Raw genomic sequence first — 22,309 nt, 5'->3', positions numbered from 1 at the left:
TCCAGCGGCACTGGTCAGCTCATCCCGCCCTGCGCCAACACAACGAGCCCTCGACCGACATCCACATGACCCACAGGACAGGATCTAGGTGGCAGCACATTTGATCCTGCCCACGGCGGAGGACACGTGCGAGGCTGGATGCATGGCCCGCATCGACTACTTCAATGATCCCAACGCCCCGAAGGCGAACAGCATCGTCCCGTCGGTGACCGCTGTAGCGCTCAACGATGCCGGTGAAGTCCTACTCATCCACAAGACAGACAACAACCTGTGGGCGCTTCCCGGCGGCGGAGTCGACGTTGGGGAGTCAGCCCCCGATGCCGCGGTGCGGGAAACCAAAGAGGAGACCGGCTTCGACGTCGAGGTAACCGGGTTGATCGGCCTCTACACGAACCCGGCACACGTCATGGCGTACGACGACGGCGAGGTCCGGCAGCAGTTCTCGATCTGTTTCGCGGCCCGCATCGTTGGCGGAGAGCTTCGAACGAGCAGCGAGAGCAAGGAGGTTGCCTTCGTCCGCCCCGGAAGGCTGGATGATCTGAACATCCATCCGTCCATGCGCATGCGGATCGACCACGGCTTGGCCAGCCAGCCCAAGCCCTATGTCGGGTAGAAGGTTCCCGGCAATGCCAGTGACCTACGAGCCGTTCACGCCTTGATCTGATCTGTTCGCCAGACGTGCCCGCGTCCGCGCGACAGCGGCTCCGAGGTAAGGCTTCGCCTTACTGATCGCGGTGTGCACTTCGCTGCCCGGCTCATACCGGACCAAGATCTCGTCGATCCGCCGGTTGAAGTCGAAGGACTGGCCGGCGGGGCCGGTCGTCATGTCGGCGTAGATCAGCGCGTCGAGCAGCGGTGAATCCTCTCGCTGATACTCAGCCAACTCACCTGACAGCCCCCGCTGTTCGGCCTCGTACACCGCACCAGAATGGTGAGCGACCAGCCTCACGACTCGAGCAGGAGCGCCCAACGATTCCAAGTAGCGAGCGCCGTCGAGAGGGTGAAACCCCGTCTCGCGCAGCTCTGGGGCATAGCCGATGTCATGCAACCAGGCAGCTGCCACGAGGAGATCCCGCTCCCCCTCCGGCACAGCCAGCGCGGCCTGTCGGGCTCGTTCCGCCACGGCCTGAGTGTGCAGCCAGCGGTTCCCGAGCGGCGGCAACAACGACTCGGCCAGCTCAGCCGCTCCCTCAGGCGTGTCCAATGCTGATGACATGAATCGCACGGTAGCTGATCGAGCGCACTCACAGACAGCCTCACGCCAGCATCTCCGATCATGGCGCGGCCAAACTTTCCCTACCTCATCAAGGCTCGCTGCGCTCGCTCGGACGGCGGTCAACGGCGCTCAGCGATCACCGCCAACCCGACCGCCGCAGACTCCGCCCAAGCGCATCAGCGGCCGCATACGGCCCGCATGCCACCGCCACCACGATCCGGCCTCAGGAGGGGAAAGACGCAACTCCGGCCAGACCTCAACGCCCCACTTCCGGGGCCACGCCGCGCCCCTTCCACCCGGTTGCCTACACAAGTAGGTCGGATCAACCGAGGGCCGCACCAAGCGCGGCGGCGCCGGCCGGTCGCCGCCGCGCCGCCTCAATGTCTCCGCCACCGGCCGCACGTCGCCGCCCGCCCGTCGCCGCACACAGCGGCCACATTCCAACACGGGCACGGGGACGAGCTGTGATCCCCAACGGTGCAGGTCAAAGACGCTTTGTGTCACCGAAAGAGGCCGGATCGTGATGGCGGTGGCATGCGGGCCGGCGCTGCCAGATGCGCGGCGTACATGCGGCCCGCTGATCCCGCACCAGGCCACCGGCTGAACTAGAATCAAGCATGCGGCTGCGCGCCGCTTCGCCGGGCGGGTTTCCCGGCCCTGCTGCCGTCGTCGGCCCGCTCCGCCCCAACTGCGCCGACGCCCGCGCACACATGGATAGGCCCAGAACCATGTGGCGAGCACCCGCCCATCGCGGCCACGGTCAAGACGATGCCTCCGGCGGGGGATCGGCCGGCACCGGGATGGAGGGGGCGCCGTTCCTGGCTGCGGGTCCGTAGTGGCGTGTGCGGGGTGCTGCCATCCCGTCTGCCGTCGACCCAGGCAGAGCCGAGCAGACGCGGCCCATGGCGTCCAGGTCGTTCGTACAGTGGCGCGCTCCACCTGGACGCCATGAACCACGCCCGCTCCACGGTGTGTGGGTCGACGGCAGACGGGATGGCAGCCGGGGCAAGTGGTGGATGCAGGAGCAGGCTGCCACAGAAGCTGATCTCAGGATTTTGCACTTGCGAGGAAGGTACGGCGCCGCAGCACCGTCCAGCCGCCTCACGCTCCCCTCAATTTCTACCCCACCACAGGCAGGCCACCTCCAACTCTCGATTTGCACGGGACAATTCAGCGGATCTAGCTCATGCCTTGATCGCTGCAGCGATACGCTTCAGTTCGACGCTACGTCGAGGGGCAGAGGGCAAATCGCAGATCGACAAGGGTTTCTGCATCGCGGGTCAGTCCAACTGCGCGGGCAGATCAGGAATGAGGCCGTCCTGATGATGTGTGATGTTTGGTTGCAACGACGACAGCTCCCTGGTATGTGAGGCCGGTCCGCGAGTGATTGACAACATGCCGTGGCTCCCTCCACCCGCGCCTAACTCTATGAGTAACAAGGACGGCGGCTCATGATCACCGACCTGCAGGAAGCAAAGCCGCGGTCCTTGAGGTAACGCCGGCTGCGCGGCCCGCCCCCGTCACACTGCTCGGAACCTTGGAGGACCAATGCCTCACTTCGCCGATGCCGACGCAACCCGCTTCATCGCATGGATGCTTGATGGAGTCGTTGCCGAAGCTCGTGGCGACAACATGACGGTCCTGCCTGTGGCACCCAATGGTCGGCTCTGGCTCGGGAGACTCGCACCCGAGGTCGTCGTGCAAAATAGTCGGCTCGGTGAGCGGAGCGAGCGACTTGAGCCCTGCGAAGTCGGCATGCGGCTTCGTCCCGAAGTGCTCGACGGACGACCGGTAAGCTGTCACGCCCGACTCGTCGTCTGGAATGAATTCGCCGGGGGTAACGCCCCCGACGCACCATGCTGGCGCAAGAGCGCCCCCATCGAGGTCACAGCCGACCTCCGAACGCCCACAGCCATCGGCGATGCCGCCACGAGCGCCGGTAGGGCCGACTTCGAGGCTGCCTTTCACGCCATTGGCGCTGACGGCATGGCATGCGAGTTCCACGCAGAGCTGGAAGCCGGCAAGGACGGCCCTGAGCTCGTGGTTACTCTCGTGAACGTTTCACTCCAGGAAGTATCGCACTGGGACACCAACGTCTACGAAGCGCGCCTCAAAGTCCGTGCCGGTCAAACTCGGCCCTTCACACTCGACAATCTTCCTGACTCGTTCCGCTACAGCAGGGAGGTTCCCGCCTATGGGGTCAACGGTGGGGTAGTTCAGGTCGCCTCGGATACGTTCTGCACTGAGGACGCTGCAACCCACGATCAATCAAGGCCATCCTACTGGGACCCGGATGCCGGGCCGGTACCGGACTTGAGTTTCGCAACACTCGCCACCGATCCGCTTCCGTCTCTGCGTGACCTGGTCACGGCATGCGAAAGATGGGGTGCCACACACTGGGCCGAGCACGTGCTCGACAGTCGCGCCGCCGACGAGGAATGGGACGCCGGGATGCGGCAGAGTGCCGCCAGCGAGGCGGACTTATTCGAAGAGGAACTGCAGCGTCTGCGCGCCGGGTTAACACTGCTCGAAGCCAACGCCGACCTGCGGCGCAGTTTCATGCTCGCAAACCGCTCGTTCTCCGATTCTCCGCTGATCACTCACAGCGATTGGCGCGCCTTCCAGCTTGGCTTCGTGCTCGCGAACGCCACCTCCATCGTCGATGAATCTGCCGACGGTGATCGCTCGATCGTTGACACCCTCTGGTTCGCAACTGGTGGCGGCAAGACCGAGACTTACCTGCTTTACGTCGTGACCACGGCCTTCTACGACCGCCTTCGCGGCAAGGTCGAAGGCATCACTTCGTGGGGCCGGTTCCCCCTGCGAATGCTTTCCCTGCAGCAGACCCAGCGATTTGCCGACGTTATGGCCGCCGCCGAACTGGTCCGACACGACGAGGGAATTACTGGTCGGGAATTCTCACTTGGCTTCTTGGTCGGTTCCGGCGGTACCCCGAACCGAATTCCGCACGGCAATAACGCCCGCTCCGGAGATCCTGATCCGAATGACCCTGCCATGCCGGAGCGCTACCAGATTCTGTTGCACTGCCCGTTCTGCGGATCAGAACACCTGCGCATGGGTTTCGATCAAAAATATTGGACACTCAATCACGTATGCATGGCTCCCGAATGTCAGTGGGGTGGAAGACCGCTGCCGTTCCGCATCGTCGATGACGAGATCTTCCGCTCGCTCCCGACCGTAGTGTTGGGCACCCTCGACAAAGCCGCGAGTATCGCGATGCAGGCAGCGATGCGGGGCTTCTACGGCCCCCCGTCTGGCCGCTGCCCGGAGATAGGGCACGGCTTCACCTATGCGCCGCGAAGCAGTTTACCCGGCCCCGGCGGCTGCCTTTTTCCGGGCTGCCGATCCGCGACCGGGCCTCTCGCCCAACGTGAGGCGCTCTATGCCCCGACCGTACGCATGCAGGATGAACTTCACCTGCTTCGAGACAGTCTCGGCGCTGTCGACTCGCACTACGAGGCTGTTCTCGACGCACTGCAGCAGCACTACGGATCGACTCCGAAGGTCATCGCCTCGTCGGCAACCCTCGCCGGCCACGACGACCAAGTACTCGCGCTGTACCGGCGTAGCGGTCGCACCTTCCCCCGCCCCGGGCCCCGGGCGGGCTGGTCGATCTGGTCACGTACGACCGATGACCTCGCTCGCCGCTTCGCTGGTCTCGCCCCGCGCGGCGTCACACTTGAGTACGCGACAGACCAGCTGACCGAGTCACTGCAGCGCGTGACCCGGAGCGCGCATGAAGACCCCGAAGCCATTGCCAAGGCTACGGGCATCGACGTCTCGGCAATCCCACACCTGATCGATGCTTATGGCGTCGACGTCGTCTATGGCTCCAATCTCAAGGACGTCGAAGCCGTCGCCAGGTCCTTCGACACACAACTCCAGCTTGACCGTACGGTCAATTCGGCGACCCTCACCGGGCGCACACCGCTAGACGAAGTCCGCACCAATCTGGAACGGCTCGTCACCCCCGAAACCGACTTCTATGATCGTCTCCACCTCGTGGCAGCTTCGTCGATGCTCTCTCACGGAGTCGATGTGAACCGCCTCAACGTCATGGTCATGCTCGGGCTGCCGTTGGCGACTGCGGAGTTCATCCAGACAACGTCGCGTGTCGGCCGCACGCATCCCGGGCTCGTGATCGTTCTTCATAAGATTGGGCGGGAACGGGACGCCGCTGTGTACCGAACCTTTCCATCCTTCGTGGCACATGCTGGCCGACTGATCGACCCCGTTCCGATCACAGCGAAGAGTCGCCGGGTCCTGGAACTTACCTTCGCTGGCCTCATCCAGGCGCGGGTCTACGGCATCCACGAACCCGCCGCGATCGCGGCGAACTTGCGCCAGCTAACCAAACCGATGACGGTGCGGCGAGCCTTCAACCAACTGCCGGTGCTTGAACAGGACGAATTGCAGGCGCTCATCGAGATGCTCGGCATCGAAGGGCCTCTCGACGAGAATCTCCGTTGCGACCTTGAACGCTACCTGCGCGAGTTTTACCGCGCACTCAATGACCCGGCGAGCAATGCCGAGTGGGTCAGTGATCTCTTCCCCACTGGGGGACCCATGCGGTCTCTTCGGGACGTCGAGGAACAAGCACCTGTGTTCTCGCGAGGAGGCCGGTCGTGAAGGTCGAGCGCGGTGCGTCGCAGATCCTGTTCGGCCTTCTCCCCGGGCAGACCGCCGACCTGGAGGGTCGCATCTGGAAGGTCGCGCAATGGCTCGATCCAATGCCGATGGCTCTCGACCAAGACGCAGTACGGAGAGCGCTACTTGGCGCCATTACACCGTGGTCGGCAACCAAGAATGACGACGGGCTGGAACGCGACCTTCGCTCTCGCATCAGTGTCGAGGTGGTTGAGCTAAATAAGCACCGTGGCGTCCTCGTCGAGCCGTTCCCGAACCAGTGGCGCTGCAAGACCTGCGGCAGTATTGCCAGATCCCGTGACGAGCGATGCCGTTGCGGCGGCACGACTCGGGCGCAGATGCAGTTCGTCACTTACCACACGTGTGGCGCATCGGGCGAGCCGTACCTACCTCGATGTAAAGCCCACAAAGCCGTTGCTGTTCGCCTTCCTGGCACTGCGACGGCACGCGAGCTCCGAATCTTCTGTCCCCAGTGCCAGCGGCCGTTGACGCCGGGCGGCTTCCCCTTCCAGCCCTGTAACTGCGGGGAGGGTGGCATGTCGCTCACCGTCCATCGAGCGGCCGTTGTCTTCTCGCCGCACTTCGCCGTACTCGTGAACCCGCCGGATCCCACCGAGGCGGCACGCCTACGTGCCGGCGGCGGAGGGGCTCGTGCACTTGAGTGGGTACTCGACGGGATGACATCGAACGACCCGACAGCAGGAAGGCAGACGGTCGCTGGGCTCGTCGAGACCCTTCGCCTCGCGAACCTGTCTGAGGAGACCGCGCAACGTATGGCTCAGGAAGCCGTTACGCGTGGCGAGATCGACGGACATGGTGGGGCCGAGATTGTTTTGCCGGACACCACACGTGACAAGGTGCATGAGGAAGCCTTGAGCCTCGCTTCCGCTGTCAATGGCGGCCGGACCCGGGTCAACGACATGGTCGCGGGTACAACCCCACCGTTGCGGACGCTGTACGAGGGCGCGTACGGGAACTCGATGCGCCAGGCGCAACTTGAGGGGGTTGAGCTGCTCGCAAACTTCCCCGTGGCAACACTGGCGTTCGGGTACACCCGAGGGGATCTCTCGCCCGGAGCCGCTCGTCTGGTTCCGTTCCGTGAACGCGGACGCATCCGCGCCTATGGGTCGCTGTCCCGCACCGAAGCCCTGCTCTTCCGACTAGACCCTCTCCACGTGTATCGGCACCTCACGAGTCGGGGGCACGCACTACCTGATGTGAAGGACGCCCGAGCGGCGCGTACCGCTTTGCTGCAAGCGATGGAGCTCCCATACCCGACGCAGGAACGGGTCCAACCGCTCGGCGGTGACCTGCTTCGACTAGTGCACTCATACGCCCACCGGGCGATCCGTCGACTCGCTTCCTTCGCTGGCATCGAGCGCGACGGCCTTGCCGAGTACCTTGTCCCGCATCACCTCAGCTTCGTCGTCTACGCGGCATCTCGAGGTGATTTCGTACTCGGTGGACTCCAATCCGTCTTCGAGTCCTCTCTGCACCGCTTCCTCGCTGACCTAGTCGAGGGCGAGTCGCGCTGCGCATTGGACCCTGGCTGTCGGAGCGGCGGTGGCGCCTGCATGGGCTGTCTCCACCTTGGTGAGCCGTCCTGCCGCTGGTTCAACCGGTTCCTCGATCGCTCGGAACTCTTCGGCGCTCACGGCTTCCTCAACCCTGGGACGTGACGCGGTGGACCACGCCGAACTAGTGGGTGGAGTGCTCGTCGATTGCGCTGACCCCAGGGCGTCTGCCAGCGACCTCACTCGGATCCTGATGGCGCCACGGCTGGACCGCGCCGCGGCCCTTCGAGCCGGGCTGGAACCGGAACTCGTCGCGGTACTGCGCAGTCGGTTTGCCCATGAACACGAGCGCATCCCCGCGCTGTGCCAGGAAGCTGCGGCTTGGGTGCTAGGACGGAGGTCGATAGCCCGCGTCGAACCATGGGACCTCGTAGCATCCCTGCCAAGGACGGACGTACCAGAGGGCCTGCGCCGAACAACGGGGGAAACTCTCATCCAACTCGTCGTCCAGGCGACACGAACCCTCCGCCTCGCAGCCCCCTTCATCGACCAGTCCGGTCTTTCGTTCATGGCCGAGGCGCTCGCAGCTGCCACGGCACGAGGCGTGCGACTTGAGATCCTTCTCCCGACCCGTTCGACCCGTGCAGATGACGCCCTCGACGACCTGACTGCGACCATCGCAGCCGAGGGACGCTCAGCGAACTTCGCAGTGTCGAGACTTCGAGAGGATGCGCCCTGGGCACACCTCAAGGTGCTCACCTCCGACTCCAAAGCGGCCTATATCGGCAGCGCCAACGTCACAGGTGCCGGCATTGGTGGTCGCAATCTTGAGCTCGGCGTTCTCGTTCGAGGCGAGCCCGTCATTGTGGTTGAGCGCGTCCTCGACATCTATCGCGGTTCCTGACTGAGCGGCGAGACCCCTTTCGGCTCGGACAAGGGGTCTAGGACAGCCACCAGCAGATCGCCATAGGCCGTGACCTGGTTAGGCGCCGAACCGTCTCGATCGGGAGGGCCCCTTTGGGCTCTCCCGATTCTGCGTAGATGTTCGTCCTCTCCGGTTGGGGTGGCAGCTGAGCAAGATGCACCGTCGGAGCAAGGAGGCGACCGAACCGTCGAGCGTGGCAGTACACATCGGCTCATTTGCGAGCGATGCCGCGCACACGTAGACATGGATCAGCTACCTCAAGCAACCACGCCTTGCAGCGAAGGGGCAGATGCGTCAGAGCATCCAGAAGAGACGTGGGATCATCGTGACCATGCCGAACCTCGACGACGCCACCCGACCGCTGACCGTTGCTGGGCTTTTCGCCGGCATTGGTGGTGTCGAATTGGGTCTTCAGGCGGCAGGCATGCGGACCGAACTGCTCTGCGAGTGGTGGGAACCCGCACAAGCCGTCCTCAAACACCGTTTTCCGGATGTGCCCCTTCACGACGACATCCAGACTCTGCAGGCCTTGCCTGACGTCGACGTAGTGACTGCGGGCTTCCCATGCACCGATCTGTCGCAAGCAGGCCGCACCGCGGGTATCCACGGAAAGGCTTCCGGGATGGTCAAGCATCTACTTGAGCTCCTGGAAGATGCATCGCCCCGGTGGGTAGTCATCGAGAACGTGCGCAACATGTTGGCCCTGGATCGAGGCACGGCCATGGAGTACCTGGTCAGTGAGTTTGAGCGACTTGGCTACACCTGGGCTTACCGCCTGGTCGATTCCCGATTCACTGGCGTTCCTCAGCGTCGGCATAGAGTGATCTTCGTCGCATCGCGTACCGGGGATCCCTGCTCGGTTCTGTTCGCTGACGAGGCCAAAGAGCTACCTGAAAAAGACTACAGGGAAGATGCGTTCGGCTTCTATTGGACGGAAGGCAACACCGGGTTGGGATGGGCAAAGGATGCACTGCCCACGCTTAAGGGTGGCTCAGGCCTTGGCATTCCCTCGTCACCTGCCATATGGGTGCGCGGCGCGAGGCCCGGACGCGCCATTGTGACCCCTCGCATTGAGGATGCCGAAGAACTGCAAGGCTTCCCCCGTGGCTGGACAAGGGCAGCACTAGAGGTTACACGCCCCGGAGTTCGATGGAAGCTGGTCGGCAACGCTGTCACGGTGGGCGTTTCAGAATGGGTAGGGCGGCGCCTTCGAAATCCTGGAAAGTTCGACGAGACCGGGAATCTAATTCTCCCCAAGGGAATGAAGTGGCCAACGGCAGCTTGGGGTAATTCAGACGAGCGATGGTCAGTTCCGGCCAGCCTCTGGCCGGAGAGTCATGACTACCGACACTTGCTCGATGTCGTGGATTCCGATGAGGCTGCACCATTGAGCTTGCGAGCCACGACTGGATTTCATACCCGACTCCTTAAGAGCCGCCTTCGCTATTCGGAGGAATTCTCGCAGGCCCTAAAGGAGCATTCCGAATACATGACACATCCAGTTGCCGTTACACATTGAGATAAAACTCGCGGAATCAACTCAGCCAGTACCAGATCTGCTGCAGCGCTAAAAGATCATGCTGAGTCGACGTGCAGCCTGCACGCCAGCACATGCTTCATCCAGCTCGGACTCGCCTCACCAGGAGGTTTGCGGAGATCTGCGTGATCGCCAGTCGGATCCCGATCACGAGGAGTAGCCTGCGCGCATGACTCCCGAAGAGAAGATCGAGCAGCTCTCCGCCACGCTGAGAGGCGTGAATCATCCCGCGCCTGTGATTAGCCATGTCAAATATAGGAAGACCGTCGAGCTACTCGCTTCGGCCATCGGCCAACCTCCAAACGCGTTCTATCCGAGTCGAGTTAGCGCACCAAGCAACGTTTCGGTTCGACTGGCTCAATCAAAAACTGCACTGGGCAACGCTTTTCTGATCGCCGTAATTTTGGACGGCGAGCTATCCCCCCAACTTTCTAGCGCCGCCAAAAGGTTCTTTCTGTCTGACGGGCGCCCTTTAATTCTGCTTCAACAGAAGATCAGCAACGGCGTGGAGCGCTGGAGCATTGGTGCAGCTTTTGTAGCCAAGGGCGACCGGAAGTCGATCGACTCGCTGAAGCTTCTAGCAGATTTTTTCACCACCTTCCACTTGACAGAATTGGAAGTTTCCGAGTCGTTGACGCTGCCATCGTCTGCACTCCCAGCTAAAGTCGTGTCTATGCTCTCCGCGATGGACGAAGCAGGAATTAGTCCAACCGAGTTTGCCCAAGCGGTCATTGAGCGTGGTGAAGTCGATGATCTCATGGCGGCACTCACTGGTACTCGGGTAGGGCTTTCTGCTGCAGAAATTGCAGTTCTCTCCAAACGCCGGGAGGAGGTTGCGGAACTAAAGCGTCTAGCGCTCACTCCCAGAACCACCGAAACCACTCTCCAAGCAGCGATCAGCAACAAATACTGGCTCTTCGGAGGAAAGTACGTTCGCGTCCTCCCGCGACGAAGGTTCACCTTGCTGGATGAGTTCGACATCCCTCTGCTTTGCGCCGACGGGTCCGTTCATATTGTGGAACTCAAAGGGCCATTCATTGAGAGTCTTGTCACGGATCAAAGGAAACACTTCATTGTCGGCAACGAGGTGCATAGAGCCGTAAGTCAAACAATCAATTACCTCCGCACAATCGACGATCAGCGTGCAGTAGTTCAAACCGAGCTGCGCGAAGAAATCAACTTGGACATAGATCTGCGCCGCATCCATGCGACTGTCGTCATCGGACACCCGCACCATTTGAATGACCGAGGGATCACTCGGTCACAAATCGATCAGGCTTTTCGGGCATACAATTCTCACCTCTCAAGGGTGAATGTAATGACATACGCCGATCTCCTCGACAGTGCTGAGCGCTCGCTGACGTTCGAGGTCGAGGCTTGGCTTCAAGCTTCAGACCGCGTTTGAGATCTGCTCTTTATCCGACGTCGTAGCTGATGCCGAAGACGCGAGTGATGCATGCGTCGAGTAGGGACGCGAACGCCTGAGCGGAGTCCACCGTCGGGGCAGGGATCACACCGGCGTCGTCGGTATCAGCGATGTAGTCAACGTCGGCCCACCCGCCACGATAGAGAACAACAAGGAGTTCGGCCTCGTCCGGGCCGCGCAGATGAATGCCGACTGAGTCCGGGTCGTTGACTCGGGAGCGATCTGTCTTCAGCTGCTGGGGCCACGCGTCCGCCTCGTCGCGCCAGGTTACGGGCTCGGCAACTAGCCCTGCGGCCAGCCATGCAGGCCGACGGTCCGCAACGGCAGCAACGGCTTCGTCGAGGTCTACAACACGCTCCATACGGCGATCATCGCCTACGGGTCCGGGTCTACGCCCCAGTGGTGCGATGCACGGGGCGGGGCCCTGGACGCGTGGCCGGGCGGCCGCGGGCGAGCCGGCGCACCATAACGCCGATCATGGTCTCGGCATGGGCGGGATGGTGCTCATAGTCGCGGGCCAGCCGGCGGTGGGCGGTCAGCCAGGAAAAGGTCCGCTCGATCGCCCACCGCTTGGGCTGGACCTGGAAGCCACGCTGCCCGAGGTCCTTGCGGACGATCTCCAGCTCGCGGCCAAGGATCTGGGCCATCCAGTCGACCAGGCGTCCGGCGAAGCCCTGGTCCGCCCAGACCTTCCGCACGGACGGATGGTCCAGACGCGCCCACAGCAGCGGGCGCTTGGCTCCGTCGCGGTCCTGGACACTTGCGGCCATGACGTGAACTGCCAGCAGCAGACCGAGGGTGTCGGTGACCAGGAACCGCTTGCGTCCCTTGACCTTCTTGCCCGCGTCGAAGCCCCGCGTTGCCGCCGAGACAGTGTCGGCGGTGCGGACCGACTGCGAGTCGATCAGGCCGGCGCTCGGTTCCTCGCACCGCCCCGCGGCCCGGCGGACCTGGTCCCGTAGGGCGTCATGGACGCGGATGACGGTGCCTTCGTCGTGCCAGCGCACGAAGTACCAGTACACGGTCTGCCAGGGCGGGAAGTCGCGCGGCAGCTGCCGCCAGGCGCAGCCGGTCCGCACCACATAGAAGATCGCATCAACGATCCGGCGACGTGGGTGCTTCTCCCGTCGGCCGCCCTTCGGCCCCGTTCGCGGTGGCGGGAACAGCGGCTCCACCAGCGCCCACTGCTCATCGGTCAGGTCCGACGGATACCCCCCAGCACCGGTCACGGCAGGCTCAACGACCACCTCCGCCACGGGACACGGCAGATCTCAAACGCGGTCTCAGATACTGCAGCGGGGCGCCGCATGGCCAACTCCGACGGGTGACCGGCCAGGCAGCTGTAGCAGTCGAAACACGGGCTTCGCCTCGTGGACTATCTGTGGACTGAGCGCGCGCGGGGCTTCCGCAAGCCCTACTGACCAGCAGTAACGCCCACGAGATAAGGGCCCTCCGGAAACACCTGTTCGAGGGCAGGGCATCGGTCGACACGAGCCATGGGCCGAACGGCATCACCACGGCGGTCTACCTTCAGGTGTTTCGCTGCACTTGTTGTTTATTTTGCGCGAGCGTCCTCTCCACGCGGCCTGAACTGTTCTTCCTTCCTTGTAACTCCCTGGCGTCCCGTAGCCCCGCGAGCTCGTAGGCCGACCGGGACTCAAGAGTTGCGGCGCCCAGCTGCCCACGTCCTGGCCACGAACTGACTGATCGGGGCTCGATTCTGCACATATGATGTGACGCGAGACACACGAGCCGGAGGGGGCCTTCGTGGCAGCGGACGAGAAGCAGCAGGAAGAGTCGGAGTTCGAGGCCGAGGTTCTGCGCATATCCCGCGCGCTCTTCGCGCCGGAGAACGAGTTCCAGGGCTCCACGTACATCGGCACTGCTGAACGTGACGGAGTCTTCGTAGGGCCGGACTCAGTCACCATCGTTGAGTGCACAGTCTCCCGCCGTAAGGACAAGTCGGCGAAAGATGGCAAGAAGCTCCATGAGGCCTGTCTGGCTATGGCCCGCCAGCACCCGTTCAAGTCGATCAAAGGGTTCTTTGTCACGCGCGACGAACCCAGCGCCGACCAGCGGGCAGTCATCAAGGGTTTCGGACCGCCTCTCGTCGCGTGTAGCTTCGCGCAGCTTCGCGGACAGCTCGTCGACTCCTTGCGGTACTTGGAGTTGCGTGCGTCCTACCCTTTTGGCAGCGCGCGCGAGCCGAGCAGCGGTGACTACAGCAACCTTAAGCCCTACGTATCAGTCGACCCGGTGGAGAGCGGAACCAACGAACAGTTCTCGATGGATCGCGTGGCCCAGCACGTGGGAGACGGCAGGTCCGTCCTCCTGTACGGGGACTACGGCGCCGGCAAGAGCATGTTCCTGCGCGAGCTGTATCAGCGTTTGGCAAAGGCCCACCGCCGAGACCCGTTTCGGCCCTTCCCTATCCTCCTCAACTTGCGCGATCACCAAGGCCAGATCCTGCCCGTTGAGGCCCTGGAGCGCCACGCCCGCGCCATCGGGTTTCCCGTGCCGTCTCAATTGGTCCGTGCTTGGCGGTCGGGTGACGTAACGCTCATTCTCGACGGCTTCGACGAGATCGCTACGCCCGGATGGATCGGGAAAACGTCGGCGATGCGGGACATCCGTCGCCGGTCTGTGGAACTCGTGCGCCGGTTCTGCGACGAGTCACGTGCCTCGACGTCCGTCGTCCTCGCGGGGCGAGCCCATTTCTTCGACAGCGAGCGCGAGATGCGTACTGCGCTTGGCGCCCGCATCAGTTGCCTCTTCCTGATGGCGGGCGAACCGACGGAGGAGCAGGCGAAGAAGATCCTTAAGGCCTACGGATGGCATGATGCGCTCCCGGACTGGCTTCCCTCTCGTCCGCTCCTCCTGAGTTACCTGGGTTCATCGAGCGAGTTCCACGGGTCTATCGAGGGGACGTTCGGCCGCTCAGCGGGTGAAGGCTGGCATTTGATGCTGGACCGCATCGCCGAGCGGGAGGCCAGCATGGAGGTGGGCGTTGATGGGTTCACCGTCCGGAAGGTACTGGAGCGGCTCGCTACGCAGGCACGACGCTCAAGCGACGGTCTAGGCCCGATCTCACAAGACGAGCTAACATCCGTCTTCCAGTCGGTATGCGGTTACGCCCCAGACGAGGGCTCGTACCAACTCTTGCAACGGCTCCCTGGCCTCGGGGCCATGGACAGCGTCGACGGTTCACGACGCTTCGTCGACGTCTCTCTCGCAGATGCTGCCCGAGCTGGCGATGTCGTGGCATGCGTCCTCGATCCGAACGCAGAGAACCCGCTGTTGGAGCTTACGGGCAGCGTCGCCTGCCTGGACGAAGTAGGCATCGACGTTGCCGCCGTGCTGCTTGAGGGGGAAGCTGCCGCCAGTCCGGGAGGTTCCTACTCATCCGCCGCGGCTTTCCAACGCCGGGGAGTCTCGAACGCTGTCATCGCGGATATCGTCCGGGTTTCCTCGCGTCTCTGGCCCGAGGATGAGCCTCGCACATCGATTTCCCTGCACGAGATCGAACTTCGAAGCCTCGCGCTGACCGCCGATGCCAAGAGCTACGACTGGCTGAGCTTCCATGATTGTGTGATCCAGGAACTGGACCTCACTGACCATAGCGGCTACACACTCCCGTACTTTCAGAACTGCCTCATTGGAGAGATGACAGGAGTAGCCGGGTGGTCGGCGCTCCAGGAGGATCGCTTCGTAGAGTGCGAAGTGGCCCAGTTTGATGCTCAGATGTCGACGGCCAAGGGCATCCTTGCTCTGAAGACGACACCGATGAACAAGGTGTTGCTCACAATATTGAAGAAGATCTACGCCCAGCGTGGAACGGGCCGCAAAGAGTCCGCTCTCTTCCGTGGCCTTGATGCTAAGCACCGCGAGCTGGTTCCGGAGGCGGTTCAAAGACTCGCCAGCGCTGGGCTCATCACCTCTGCCCGGTCCAGCGGCACGCGGATTTACCTCCCCGTCCGGGGCATGGCGAGCAGAGTCCGGCGGATCCTCCAAGCTCCTCAATCAAGCACCGACAGCATCCTCGACTAGAACAACAGGAAGAACCTGCCTGGCGAGAGGCTGCAACACTCGGGTGTTTCAGCCTCAACCAAAGCGTCTGCATGTCCACTTGAGGGCGCTTATTAACGGCGCCCAACGCTGACACCCGTCGACAACTAAGTCGCAGCGTTGATCGATTGCACCATCACAAGCAGTAGAGCCATTCCTTCACTTCTTCGGGTACTGAGCATGCCTCTGCCCACGTATAGCGTGACCAAGGTCGCCGAGCCGTGCCAGAACGAGGGGGACCAAGGCAAAGCACGGCAACGAACTGCAGGCCCAAACCAAATCGGCCCCTGACCAAACTTGCTGGTCAGAGGCCGGTTGCTACGGCTAGAACCGTCCGCGGATCTGCTTACCCGTGTCGCTCTCCGGGTGGTTCAGCGCGTCGTAGACCTTGTGTCCGGAGTCACGGGCACCGCCGGCCCAGGAGACGGCGCCCCGGTCGGTCACCTTGGCCGCGATGCCGCTCCAGTACTTCGCCTCGCGCTCCCACTCGATGCCTTCCAACATGCGCTCCAGGGTGACGCCCTCGGGCATGGGGTCGGCGCTCCAGGACATGGTGCGGTTCATGGTCGCGCCGAGGCCGGCCACGACGGCGGGGGCGGTGACGGCAGTCTTGGCGTGGAAGAGCGCGGCGTTCTCCTGGAGGAACGCGCCCACCGTCTCCATAACCTCGCGCTGGACGACCGCCTTGTCCGGTCGGTCGCCGCTCTCGTTGGCGGGGATGTCCTCATGCTCGATGCCGGTCGACGCAGCGTGGATACCAGCCTTACCGAGCATGGCCGTGGCGACGAGGGTCCGCAGGACCGACATCGTCATCCACTCCGGGGCCTTGTCCGACACCTGGCGCTTGCCGGTGAGGATCAGGCTGGACAGCGGAACCGTGGTCTCGCCAGCCGGCACCTGCAGCGACTCCATCAGCTTGCGCGTCACGGTGGTGCCGAAGTCGCGGCCATCCATGGACATGGCCAAGGACTTGTCGACCGGAACGCCCTTCAGGTTACGGTCGTGGAAGATCTGGCGGGCCGCCATGACGCTGATGCCGTGGAAGATCTCGAACGACAGCGGGATCGCTCCGAAGTCGCAGTCCTCCAGGCCGTACGCAGCCGGGTTCTTCTTGATCCGGTGCCAGGCGGTGACCTGAGTCTCGCTGTCGAGAGCGAAGAGGCCGTCCTTGATCGGCAGGGCCGACGAGCCGTCCTCAGCGAGGACCAGCGGGCGCGGCGACCACAGGGTGATCTGCGGCAGCGACCAAGCGTCGTCGTAGTCCCCTCGCAGGCCGGCCGCAATGTAGTCGGCGTACTCGCCGACGTTCTTAGCCTTCTTACTGCCCGCAGTGCCCAAGAGCCGCTGGATCTCAGCGCGCGTGCGGGCGTACTCGCCGATCGGCTGTCCGGCCTTCTGAGCGCGCTTGGTGGCGTCTTCGACCTCCTGGGGGTCGTTGACGATGGCCAGCAGGTTCTCGCAGTCGATAACGCCGTTCGCCATGACCCCCTTGCGGATCTCCCGGAGGTCGGCGGGCAGGCCAGTGGTCACCGGCTTCAAGGACGTGGACATGCTCAAGGTTCCTCCCCCTTCACGGGCGCCACTTTGACGCACCGTCATGATCGAGGACGCTACCGAACACGCCATCAGGAAGTCAACTGAGGTGGCCCAGACCATCCATAATCTATGCCGCAGTTGACAATTTTCGCGTGTTACATAGCCAAGTCCCCTGCAGATGCAACCGCGGTTTGCCTTCTTCGGTCAATCCAGCTGTCCGCGGAAGCAACGGAGACCCCGAAGAAGCGCGCCTTGATCAGCTCAGGTCATGACGGTCACGCTTGCGTGTCTGGCTGTGTGGACTGTGCGTGGACCAGCTCGACGCTGTGCGGCGGCCGCAGGGCCCCGACCTGCTGAAGCGCGTGAGACCCACGCGCCCTCCGGAGCCGTGTGCGCAGGTTTGAATCCTGCCGGGGGCACCGAAGCCGGACCAGCGCGATCAACCCGCTGACCAGCCAAAGTGCCAGACATTGAGAGCCGGACCCAGTCCTCCTGGGTCCGGCTCTTTGTCATTGTTACGCACTGATCGCGAGCGAGCAGCGAGTGGGTTTCAGGAAACCTGAAGGCCGGTAGCGGACGGCGGGGCACGGGCGTGCCGTGGGTGTCCGAGCTCAGGGCAGTGGAGTGGTACAGAACAGGCAGCTTTGGCTCAGCCCTTGCGCCCGCTGTCGTCCCGATGGCCGATCTCGGGAGCGTCGGCTTGGCGTCTCTTGCTTCGGCAGAGCCTGAACGTGCCCGGAACTGTGGCTTCCATCATGGCGAATGTGATCTTGTCCTGATGAGATCGCCGGATGCTCGGTTTCCTCCTCCGTCTCCTGCCGTTCTGGGTCCGCGAGCCCCTGCTCATCGCGGTCGGGTCTGTTCTCGGCGTACGCATCATGTATCTCGCCGTCCGCGATCACGATCGGGTCGCGGCCGGTCTCGGCGTGGTGTTCCTCGTGTTCACCGCGATACGCGTCCACGCGGTGATCCGGGCCCTGCGCGCACGCCGGAACCCGAGCCCGACAACCCCCGCCAACGAGGCGGCCGTCGATGCTGCCGCCCCGCCCCAGCCCCAGCCCGGAACCGGGCCGCGCCCCGGCCCGGGCACTCCGAAGAAGAAGGAGGAGCACAACGCATGGGGCCAGGCCTTCGCGGCCGTGGCCGTGTTCGGGGCACTGGCGGCCGCGCTGTGGGTGGCCCCACGCTTCATGCCGTCCGACGACAACGCCCCGCAGCCCGCCTCGTGTTCGGACGGGGCGCACGAGGAGCTTCCGAAGGTCTACAAGGACACGCCCCGGCCTGTGACCGGTGAGGAGCTGTGCAAGGCGCTCAACCGGCCGGACCTGGCCAAGTTCCTTGGGACGCCTGAAGAGACCGCGACCACTGCTTCCAGCACCAACAACACCGCTCCTCTGACCGATGGGAAGGTCGCCCAACCGGAGGCCGAGGTCGCGTTCGACACGTACACCGTGAATGTCTCGGCCACTTACAACGAGCTGTCGATCGACCAGTACGTGAAGCTGATGAAGTTCGGGGACGAGAAGGACATCAAGACGCTTACGGTTCTCGGTCGGCCCGCGGTCCTCTCCTCGGATCACACCATGAAGCTCGAGATCAATCTCGGGAGTGGCGGATCCGGCGGGCCGGTCGAACAAGGCCCCCTGGCCAGGACGCTGTCCGTGGCCCTGGACCGTAATGACCGAGGCGGCTACTGCGACATCACCGTGTGGAGCACGTCCGGAGCCCTCCCGAACGACAGCGTTCTCCTCAACATCGCCGAGAAGGTTCTTCCGAGGATCCCCGAACGACCTGTCCGATGAGACGCCGCTTCCTCGTGACCATCGACGCAACCGTGGTATCGACGATGGATCACTTCCGGCGAGCTACCCACCCGGTGGGCGACCTCGGCGATCGCAACCCCGGCGTTCAGCCACCGCGTAGTACACGCGTGCCGCAGGTCGTCGGGGCGCCCAGCCAACGGCCTCGCGTCGAGGGACGAAGGCGAGACGGCGGTACTGGTCGTGGTCGTACCCGCGGGCGCCGGGCGCAGCGTCGGGGCGGCGCCTGGGCCGGCGCGCTTGCCTCGCACCGGTGGGACCGCCCGGGCGAGCGGAACGAGTCGGTCAGGAGTGTCCCGCCGTGTCGGTCAGGAGTGTCCCGCCGTCGGGCCGCAGTGCGCCCGGCGGCGGATTGTTCTAGCGTCGAACAGAGGAGGGGCAGTCCTGCCGAGCCGACGGGTGGGGGCCCGAGGCCACGGTCGTACGCCGGGCGCGTCCGCTGCGCTGCTCGGCGCCTTGAATCCGCCAATCCCCGACCAGCCCCGGAGAGCAGGTGCCTCCCATGCACACGGCGGCCCGTATCACCGGTGTCCTCACCGGTTTGACCCTCACACTCGGCGGCGTGGCCCTCGCCGCCCCCGCCGCCCACGCGGACATCCCGGCCTGCACGAACATGGTCAAACAAGCAGGCGTCGAAGTCTCAGACGCCGTCAGACTGGCGTGCACCCAAGGTGTGCACGGTGACCTGCGGGCTTGTGTGAGCGACCTGACCCAGGTCGGCACGCCGGGCGGCGCCGCGAACGGTGCCTGCCGATTGGCGGCCAACCCCCCGTGACGGCCGCTGCCGGCATACGCCACCGCGGGCGTCGCGGGCGAGGTAGGTCTTCGTTGCCAGTCCGCCGCAGGACCGGCCGCCGTTCCGCTCGCCGCACCGCGGCAGGCACTTTCGGGGCACTCTCCCGGGATCAGCAGAAATCAAGGGCTGACCAGGGCGGATGCCGATGTGAGAGAGCGGGAGTCGGACTTGCCGGCTCCCGCTCCTTCTTGTTGTGTCTCGCTGTTCGCGACCCACCTGCGACACACCCTGCGGGCGGACGTATGGAGGAAGCGCCCCCTGTGGCCTAGGGCCTACGGCTCAGCCGACCGTCCACTTCTGGTTGGCGCCGCCCGAGCAGGTCCAGATCTGCAGTCGGGTGCCGTTGGCCGAGTTGTTGCCCGTCACGTCCAGGCACTTGTTCGCCTGCGGGTTCACGATGTCGTTCGCCGAGGAGACGGCCCACTTCTGGTTCGGTCCGCCCGCGCAGTCCCACAACTGGACCGTCGAGCCGTCCGCCGTCCCGTTGCCGGTGACGTCGAGGCACTTGCCGAGCGCGCGGATCGTCCCGTCCGAGCCGACGGTCCACTGCTGGGCGGCGCTGCCGTTGCAGTCGTAGAGCTGTACGGGGGTGCCGTTGGCGGAGTTCGCCGCGGCGACGTCCGCGCACTTCCCTGCGAGCCCTCTGATCGCGACGCCGGCGGCCGTTTCGCCCGTGGTCACCGACACCGAGTCCACCAGCAGTTGCTGCGGGAAGGCGGTGGAGCTGTCCGGGTCGCCCGGCCAGTAGCCGCCCACCGCCAGGTTCAGGATCAGGAAGAACGGCTTGTTGAACACCCAGGTTTTGCCGCCCAGGTCGGCGGGTGTGCGCCGCTGGTAGACGGTCCCGTCCACCGACCAGGTGATCGAGTCGGGAGCCCAGTCCACGGCGAAGGTGTGGAAGGCGTCGGCGAAGGCCTGGCCGCCGGGCAGGGAGTAGGCCGCGCCTATGCCGCCCGAGCCGGAGTAGCCCGGGCCGTGGATCGTGCCGTGGACCGTTGAGGGCTCGTAGCCGACGTTCTCCATGACGTCGATCTCGCCCGAGTCCGGCCAGTTGACCGGTGTGCCGAGCATCCAGAACGCGGGCCACATGCCCTGCCCGCGCGGGATCTTCATCCGGGCCTCGACGTGCCCGTACTGGGCGTTGAACTTCCCGGCCGTGTTCAGACGGGCCGATGTGTACTGGCAAGTCCCGTACCAACACTGGTAGTTGGCCGGGTTCTCCCGGCGGGCCGTGATGACCAGATGCCCCTGACCGTCCAGGGCCGCATTTTTGTTGCCCGACGTGTAGTACTGCCGCTCGTGGTTGTTGACGTTGTCGCCGGTCTCGATCTGCCACTTCGAGGAGTCGACGGCCGCTCCGGCGGGCCCGTCGAAAGTGTCGGAGAACGTCACGGCGGCGGCCCCGACACTCGGGGTGTCCGCCCGCGCCGGGCCGATCGCGGCGGTCGCGACCAGCATGGCGGAGAGGGCGGCGAGGAGACATCTGCGGAGCGATCGTGGCGAGACCACGGCTCTCCCTTCCGGCGCACGGGTGCGCCGAGCGAGGTGGGGGGTGAGTGCGTCGCCTCTTGATTTAAGAAGTGAGATAAGGGGGCGTCAATAGTTTGGTCCGGACCAAATCCTGAAGGCACGAGGGGCGTCACGCCGTGTTCGGCGTCAACGATGCCCGGTGACGGCGACCTCCTTGAGGCATACCCGCACGATTGCCTCATCGCAGCGGTCGGCACCAGGGCCGCCCTGCGATTCGGTGTGCGGCAACTGTGCGCGAACGAAGGCCGGTTGACTCCTCGAACAGCCCAAGACTCGGGGGCCGCTATGAAGAGAAGCGCTCAGACTCCCCGAGGACGATGCACAAGCGCCCCGTGCCCTCCTTGGGGCGTCGGCGATCCGTACGTCGGTACTCCGCCGTTGACTTCATCGGCTTCCTCGTAACGCCCGAGCGCGCGGAGGTTGCCCACCAGACGCGCGTGCGTATGTCTGGTGCCTGAGTGTGCCTTTCCGACCGCATGTGAATGTCCCGGTACAGGGTCAGCGCCATCCGGTGCCGCCCCAGCCCGACCTGTCTGCACGATGCCGCCGGAGTCAGGGCGCGTACTGGCACACCGTGATCGACCCGGTGGGAACGTCGTTCCTGGTGCCGCAGCCGATCTTCCCGTACCGCTCGTTGATCATGTTGTAGTAGTGACCCCATTTCTGGTAGCCGGGGCTGTCGGTGTCATGGTTGGGGTCGGCCTCGTAGGCGGCCTTCTCGCTTGCCCATCGGCCTGTGGCCGAGGCCGCCGGAGAGGACGAAATGTTTTCAGCGGCGTTGCTCATCGGGCCGTGGTGCAGCGTGCCGCCCGCAGTGGATGCCGGGTCGTCGGCCCAGTCCTGGGCTGCCTTGGCGAGCGAGTCGTCCCAGGTCAAAGGCGACTGGCCGGCCTGTTGGCGCACGCTGTTGGTCTCGGAGACGATGGCCTGTTGATCGGAGGGGCTGACGTTGGAGACGGTCGCGGAAGCGCCCGTCGTCAGTACCGTGCCACCGGTCAACAGCGCCGCTGCGACGACGGTCGCGGCGCGACGACGCAGCAGAGTGGGGTTCTTCATCGCGACTCCCTGGTCGCACAGAAAACAGCAAACTCCCTGGCCGCAAAGGAAACAGCAGCGGCGAGAAGGCCTGCTGGGGAGTGTCGGCGTGGAGCGCGGCCGCCACGGAAGCGAGCCGCACCGCCGACTCATGCCGTGGCCAGACAGCCATCGGCGACAAAGTGGTCTCGTCGGCGGCCGCCTGGCCGCATTCGGTACCACCAGCCTATGTCCGGGGCGC

At 64.2% G+C, this 22,309-nt stretch carries 15 protein-coding genes; 9 read left to right on the top strand and 6 right to left on the bottom strand.

Going from position 1 to position 22,309, the window contains the following annotated elements; all coding sequences use genetic code 11:
• Positions 1-142: 142 nt before the first annotated feature.
• Complete coding sequence (locus tag ACFZDJ_RS16715) at positions 143-613, top strand: NUDIX domain-containing protein (RefSeq protein ID WP_391059713.1); 471 nt, start codon at positions 143-145, stop codon at positions 611-613.
• Positions 614-637: 24 nt separating this feature from the next.
• On the opposite strand, the gene ACFZDJ_RS16710 is transcribed toward ACFZDJ_RS16715, so the two are convergent.
• Positions 638-1,216: an HD domain-containing protein gene (locus tag ACFZDJ_RS16710; protein ID WP_391059711.1), complete on the bottom strand. Its 579-nt coding sequence runs from the start codon at positions 1,214-1,216 to the stop codon at positions 638-640.
• Between the two features lie 1,548 nt (positions 1,217-2,764).
• Between ACFZDJ_RS16710 and ACFZDJ_RS16705 the strand changes: the two genes are divergently transcribed.
• The 5 genes from ACFZDJ_RS16705 to ACFZDJ_RS16685 all read left to right on the top strand — a co-directional run bounded on the left by ACFZDJ_RS16705 (position 2,765) and on the right by ACFZDJ_RS16685 (position 11,265).
• Complete coding sequence (locus tag ACFZDJ_RS16705; RefSeq protein ID WP_391059708.1) at positions 2,765-5,866, top strand: helicase-related protein; 3,102 nt, start codon at positions 2,765-2,767, stop codon at positions 5,864-5,866.
• Positions 5,863-7,563 carry a hypothetical protein gene (locus ACFZDJ_RS16700; RefSeq protein WP_391059705.1) on the top strand — a complete coding sequence of 567 codons (1,701 nt, stop codon included), beginning with the start codon at positions 5,863-5,865 and terminating at the stop codon, positions 7,561-7,563. The genes ACFZDJ_RS16705 and ACFZDJ_RS16700 overlap by 4 nt, the downstream gene beginning before the upstream one ends.
• An 88-nt stretch (positions 7,564-7,651) precedes the next feature.
• Positions 7,652-8,302, top strand: a complete 651-nt coding sequence (locus ACFZDJ_RS16695; protein WP_391059842.1) for a phospholipase D-like domain-containing protein — start codon at positions 7,652-7,654, stop codon at positions 8,300-8,302.
• A gap of 352 nt (positions 8,303-8,654) precedes the next feature.
• Positions 8,655-9,842 (top strand): DNA (cytosine-5-)-methyltransferase, encoded by a 1,188-nt coding sequence (locus ACFZDJ_RS16690; protein ID WP_391059702.1) that lies wholly within the window; start codon positions 8,655-8,657, stop codon positions 9,840-9,842.
• 187 nt (positions 9,843-10,029) lie between these two features.
• Positions 10,030-11,265, top strand: a complete 1,236-nt coding sequence (locus tag ACFZDJ_RS16685; RefSeq protein WP_391059699.1) for a Shedu anti-phage system protein SduA domain-containing protein — start codon at positions 10,030-10,032, stop codon at positions 11,263-11,265.
• Positions 11,266-11,275: 10 nt separating this feature from the next.
• Here the strand turns inward: ACFZDJ_RS16685 and ACFZDJ_RS16680 are convergent, their stop codons facing one another.
• Positions 11,276-11,647, bottom strand: a complete 372-nt coding sequence (locus ACFZDJ_RS16680) for a hypothetical protein (protein WP_391059696.1) — start codon at positions 11,645-11,647, stop codon at positions 11,276-11,278.
• Positions 11,648-11,675: 28 nt separating this feature from the next.
• Positions 11,676-12,554 (bottom strand): IS5 family transposase, encoded by an 879-nt coding sequence (locus tag ACFZDJ_RS16675; protein ID WP_391059840.1) that lies wholly within the window; start codon positions 12,552-12,554, stop codon positions 11,676-11,678.
• A gap of 499 nt (positions 12,555-13,053) precedes the next feature.
• Here ACFZDJ_RS16675 and ACFZDJ_RS16670 point away from each other — a divergent pair, with 499 nt between their 5' ends.
• Positions 13,054-15,333 (top strand): NACHT domain-containing protein, encoded by a 2,280-nt coding sequence (locus ACFZDJ_RS16670; RefSeq protein WP_391059693.1) that lies wholly within the window; start codon positions 13,054-13,056, stop codon positions 15,331-15,333.
• A 342-nt stretch (positions 15,334-15,675) separates the two neighbouring features.
• Here the strand turns inward: ACFZDJ_RS16670 and ACFZDJ_RS16665 are convergent, their stop codons facing one another.
• Positions 15,676-16,902, bottom strand: a complete 1,227-nt coding sequence (locus ACFZDJ_RS16665) for a DNA sulfur modification protein DndB (protein WP_391059690.1) — start codon at positions 16,900-16,902, stop codon at positions 15,676-15,678.
• Positions 16,903-17,678: 776 nt separating this feature from the next.
• On the opposite strand from ACFZDJ_RS16665, the gene ACFZDJ_RS16660 reads away from it, so the two are divergent.
• Positions 17,679-18,689 (top strand): DUF6215 domain-containing protein, encoded by a 1,011-nt coding sequence (locus ACFZDJ_RS16660; protein ID WP_391059687.1) that lies wholly within the window; start codon positions 17,679-17,681, stop codon positions 18,687-18,689.
• 520 nt (positions 18,690-19,209) lie between these two features.
• Positions 19,210-19,482 (top strand): hypothetical protein, encoded by a 273-nt coding sequence (locus ACFZDJ_RS16655; protein WP_390932119.1) that lies wholly within the window; start codon positions 19,210-19,212, stop codon positions 19,480-19,482.
• Positions 19,483-19,782: 300 nt separating this feature from the next.
• Here the strand turns inward: ACFZDJ_RS16655 and ACFZDJ_RS16650 are convergent, their stop codons facing one another.
• Entirely contained in the window at positions 19,783-21,012 is a 1,230-nt protein-coding gene (locus tag ACFZDJ_RS16650; RefSeq protein ID WP_391059684.1) for a ricin-type beta-trefoil lectin domain protein, read from the bottom strand.
• A 573-nt stretch (positions 21,013-21,585) separates the two neighbouring features.
• Positions 21,586-22,089: a CAP domain-containing protein gene (locus tag ACFZDJ_RS16645; protein WP_390932122.1), complete on the bottom strand. Its 504-nt coding sequence runs from the start codon at positions 22,087-22,089 to the stop codon at positions 21,586-21,588.
• Positions 22,090-22,309 lie beyond the last annotated feature (220 nt).

The organism is Streptomyces sp. NPDC007896 (assembly GCF_042959425.1).
Taxonomy (GTDB): domain Bacteria; phylum Actinomycetota; class Actinomycetes; order Streptomycetales; family Streptomycetaceae; genus Streptomyces.
This window is presented reverse-complemented; position numbering and strand designations above follow the sequence as displayed.